3 protein-coding genes are annotated in these 4380 nt (G+C 69.4%); all 3 read right to left on the bottom strand.

From position 1 onward, the window contains the following. Positions 1 to 263: 263 nt before the first annotated feature. On the bottom strand, positions 264 to 1004 hold the full coding sequence (locus VGP60_RS32640) for a serine/threonine protein phosphatase (protein WP_327552014.1): 741 nt from the start codon (positions 1002 to 1004) through the stop codon (positions 264 to 266). Positions 1005 to 1137: 133 nt separating this feature from the next. Further along, positions 1138 to 2985 (bottom strand): ArnT family glycosyltransferase, encoded by a 1848-nt coding sequence (locus tag VGP60_RS32635; protein ID WP_327552013.1) that lies wholly within the window; start codon positions 2983 to 2985, stop codon positions 1138 to 1140. A 2-nt stretch (positions 2986 to 2987) separates the two neighbouring features. After that, positions 2988 to 4262 carry a bifunctional glycosyltransferase family 2/GtrA family protein gene (locus VGP60_RS32630; protein WP_327552012.1) on the bottom strand — a complete coding sequence of 425 codons (1275 nt, stop codon included), beginning with the start codon at positions 4260 to 4262 and terminating at the stop codon, positions 2988 to 2990. Positions 4263 to 4380 lie beyond the last annotated feature (118 nt).

The raw sequence follows: 4380 nt of genomic DNA, 5'->3' as shown, positions 1-4380 counted from the left end.
CGCGGCCGGAGCCGCCTCGGGCACCGCGTTCGCTTGTCGCTGCGCGGAGGAATTGGCGCGGCTACTGGGAAACGAGACGCTCTACTTCCCCGGCAGCCACGTCGGCCTCATCACCCACCCCGCCGCCTTCGCCGCCAAACTACGCGAGGCTCTGCGCACCGGGTCGCCCTAGCGCTTGGTCACTCGGGTGGGTGGGTCGTGAGTGTTTACGAGTGTTAGAACACTCGTAGCCACTCACGACCCACCTGGCGGCGCCGTAGTTTCTAGGCCGCAGCCAGCTTCACGGTCGATAAGTTCGCTGGTGCTCCGGAGGGTGCGACCACGATCGCGGTCGCGTTGTCCGAGCCGCCGCTCGTGATCGCCGTTTCGACGAGCAGCGCGGCCGCGTGGTCCGGCTCGGTGAGCGCTTCGAGCATGGTCTCGGCGGTCAGTGTCTTGTGGACGCCGTCGCTGGTCAGCAGCAACCCTCCACTGTGGACTTCCGCGGTGCCGATCTCGGAGGCTTCCGCGGTACGGACGCTCGCCGTCACCACGTGTTCCATATGCGGCGCGGGGACTTCACCGTGGTCGCGGAAGTACTGCGCGAGCGTCTGGTCGGTGGTGAGCTGCACGAGGGCGCCGGGTGTCCACGAGTACGCGCGGGCGTCGCCGAGCCAGGCGATCCGGAAGCCGAGGCCGTCGCTGAACGGGATGGCGACCACGAGCACGCAGTCCCCGCCGCCGGGAAGATCGCGCACCGCCCGCTGCGCCGCGACCACCGCGGCGACCGGCCCTTCCGCCGCAGGCGTCCTCGCGGCCGTCGACGCCGCGACCCTGGCCGCGTGCGCCGCGCCCGCCGCGTCACCGACGCCGTCCGCCAGCGCGAACACGATGTCCTGCCCCGCGCGCGCGAACGCGGCCACCGCGTCGGCGTTGACACTTCTCGGCCCTTGCGCGCTGGCTGTGTGCCAGCTCGGGAGGGGCGGTCGGACAGGGTGGCTGGGGAACTGATCGGTGGAAAACATGAGCTCCTCCTTCGGCGCCAGCGGGCTACCTGCTTCCAGCTTCCTCTCCCGTCCTGAGGTGAACCTGAGTACCCCCTGGCACCATCCTGTCGATCCTCGGGGAATGTGTCGACACATTCCCCGAGGACACGACCTAAGTGGTGAGGTCGTAGACGGTTTGGCCGTCGACGGTGGTGGCGGTGAAGTTCGCCGTCACCCAATCGGTGATCTCGCTCGACCCGCCGCCCGGGCCGCCACCGCGGCCGCCTTCGACGTAGTAGCCGATCTGCTTGTCCGCCACGTATCGCTGGAACTCCGCCAGCGTCGGCGCGGGGTCGCTGCCGTCCCAGCCGCCGATGCCGATCACGGCCTTGCCGCTGGCGAGTTCGAGGCTCGCCGCCGACTGCGAACCGGTGGTCGCGGCGGCCCAAGTGGTCGTGGTCTGTGAAAGCAGCGTGCCGATCGCGGTCCCCGACGACTCGCCGCCGCCGCCCATGCCCATCGCACTGGTCGAAGGACCGGACGTCGGGATCGAGCCGCTATGGGCCTGTGACGCCGTGTCCACCGCGTAGGCGGCGGTGCCGACGCCGAGGGTGAGCACGGTGACGGCGGCCAGCACGGCCACGGCCTTCTTGAACTGGTGCACGCCCATCAGCACCGCGGTCGCCGCGATCACGCCGAGTACGACGATCACCCAGCGCAGCACCGGAAGCCAGGTCGACGTCCGGTCCAGCAGGATGAAGTCCCACACCGCGGTCGTCGCGATCATCCCGGCCAAGACTGCGCGGCACGGGAAACTGTTGCGCCCCAGCCAAAGCGAGCGGCCCGCGATGACGACGATCGCGACGATGGCCGGAGCCAGCGCGACGGCGTAGTACGGATGCACGGTGCCGCCCATGAAGCTGAACACCAGCGCGGTCACCAGCAACCAGCCGCCCCACAACACGAGCGAGGCACGCGTGCGGTCCGTGCGCGGCGCGCGCCGGGTGAACCACAGCCCGGCGACCAGTCCGATCAGCGCGGCGGGCAGCAGCCAGGAGATTTCGGTGCCGAAGCTCGCGCCGAACATCCGGCCGAGGCCGGTGTCCCCGCCGAAACCGGTGTTCCCGGTCATCCCGCCGCCACCGCCGGTACCGGATCGGTTGCCCTCACCGCCGAAGATCCGGCCGAGCCCGTTGTAGCCCAGCGCGAGTTCCAAAAGACTGTCGTTCGTCGAACCGCCGATGTACGGCCGGCTGCTCGCGGGCCAGAGTTCGACCAGCGCGATGTACCAGCCAGCGGACACGATCACCGCACCCAGTGCGCCGAGCAGGTGCAGCAGCCGTTTGCCGAGCGACGTCGGCGCGGCGACCAAATAGGTCAGCGCGAACGCGGGCAGCACGAGGAAAGCCTGGAACATCTTGGTGAGGAAGCCGAACCCGATCGCCGTCCCGGCCAGCAGCAGCCAGCGCGGGTCGGCCTTTTCCAGCGCCCGCACCACGAAGTACGCGCCGACGATCATGAGCAGGGTCAGCAGCGCGTCGGGGTTGTTGAAGCGGAACATCAACGCCGCGACGGGCGTGAGCGCCAACCCCGCTCCGGCGAGCAGCCCGGCGGTGGCCCCCGAGGTGCGCTTCACGGTCGCGTACAGCACACCGACCGAGGCGACCCCCATCAGCGCTTGCGGCGCCAGCACGGTGAAACCGGAGAACCCGAAGATGCGGGCGAACGCGACACCGACCCACAACGCGGCGGGCGGTTTGTCGACGGTGATGATGTTCCCGGCGTCCAGCGAGCCGAACAGCCACGCCTTCGTGCTCTGCGTACCGGCTTGGACGGCGGCCGCGTAGAAGGTGTTGCCGAACCCGGAAGCGGTCAGGTTCCAGAAGTACAGCACGGCGGTCGCGCCGAGCAGGGCGAACAGGGCCGGTCGCTGCCAGCGGGGGCGGGCGGCGCCGGGTTCGGCCACCTGGCGATGCCGTGGTTCCGCCTGGGGCGGCGACGCGGTCAGGGTGGTGGTCATGGTCAGTTCTCCTCTTCGGCGGCGAGCTGGCGGCGCGGGTTGAAGACCCAGCCGCGCAGCAGCAGGAACCGCAGGACGGTGGCGGTGAGGTTGGCGAGGACGAGCGCGCCGAGTTCGAGTACGAGGCCGGGATGGGCCAAGCCGTTGAGCAGCGCCAGCGAGCCGCTGGTGAGGGCGAGTCCGAGCCCGAACACGATGAGGCCTTCGAACTGGTGCTTCCCGGCGCCGCGGGAGCCGCGGATGCCGAAGGTCACCCGCCGGTTGACCGCGGTGTTCGCGATCGCGGTGACGAGCAGTGCGAAGAGGTTGGCCGCCTGCGAGCCGATTCCGTTACGCAGCAACAGGAACAACGCGAGATAGGCGAGCGTGCTGGCGACACCGACAGCGGCGAAGCGCACGAGTTGCTTGGGCAGGCTCGGCGGGACGCCCGGGGTGCTGACGTTGATCGGCTCACGGCCGAGCTGGGCACGCAGCTTGCTGATCGGCACGGCTCCGGTCGCGGTGGCCCTCGTGAGACGCATGATGCCCTTCAGGTCGGCCTTCGCGGTGGCGATGATGTTCACCGAGGAGTCGGGATCGTCGACCCAGTCGACCGGCACCTCGTGGATCCGCAGCCCGGCGCGCTGGGCGAGCACGAGCAGTTCGGTGTCGAAGAACCAGCCGGTGTCTTCGACGTGGGGGAGCAGCCGCGCGGCGACGTCGGCGCGGATCGCCTTGAACCCGCATTGCGCGTCGCTGAAGCGGGCGGCGAGGGTGCCGCGCAGGATCAGGTTGTAGCACCGGGAAATGAACTCCCGCTTGGGTCCGCGGACCACTCTCGCGCCCCTCGCGAGCCGGCTGCCGATGGCGAGGTCGGAGTGCCCGGAGATCAGCGGTGCGACCAGCGGGCCGAGTGCGGCGAGATCGGTCGAGAGGTCGACGTCCATGTAGGCCAGCACCGCGGCGTCCGAAGTGGACCAGACCGCCCGGAGTGCCCGGCCTCGGCCCTTTTCGTCCAAGTGGTTCACGACGACTTCGGGGAATTCGCGGGCGAGCCGCTCAGCGACGTGCAGGGTGGTGTCGGTGCTCGCGTTGTCGGCGATGGTGATCCGGAACGGATAGGGGAACTGTTCGCCGAGATGGGCGTACAGCCGTCGAATGCACGGTTCCAGGTCGGTTTCTTCGTTGTAAACTGGGATGACGACGTCGAGCACCGGATGCGAGCCGAGCTTCGCGACGGGGCTGGTTCCGGGGCGGGGCATGGTGTCGGCCTCGGCCGAGGGAAGCGAGACTGTCATGGTGCAACGGTCGCGGCCCGCGCTTTGGTGACCGTGTGATCTCGCTGTGTGCTACCTGTGTCTCGTGAATCCTTCCCCGGGTACCCCAAAGCGGCGTTGGGGGCACTGGATGCCCCCA

This window comes from Amycolatopsis sp. (assembly GCF_036008905.1).
GTDB lineage: Bacteria > Actinomycetota > Actinomycetes > Mycobacteriales > Pseudonocardiaceae > Amycolatopsis.
This window is presented reverse-complemented; position numbering and strand designations above follow the sequence as displayed.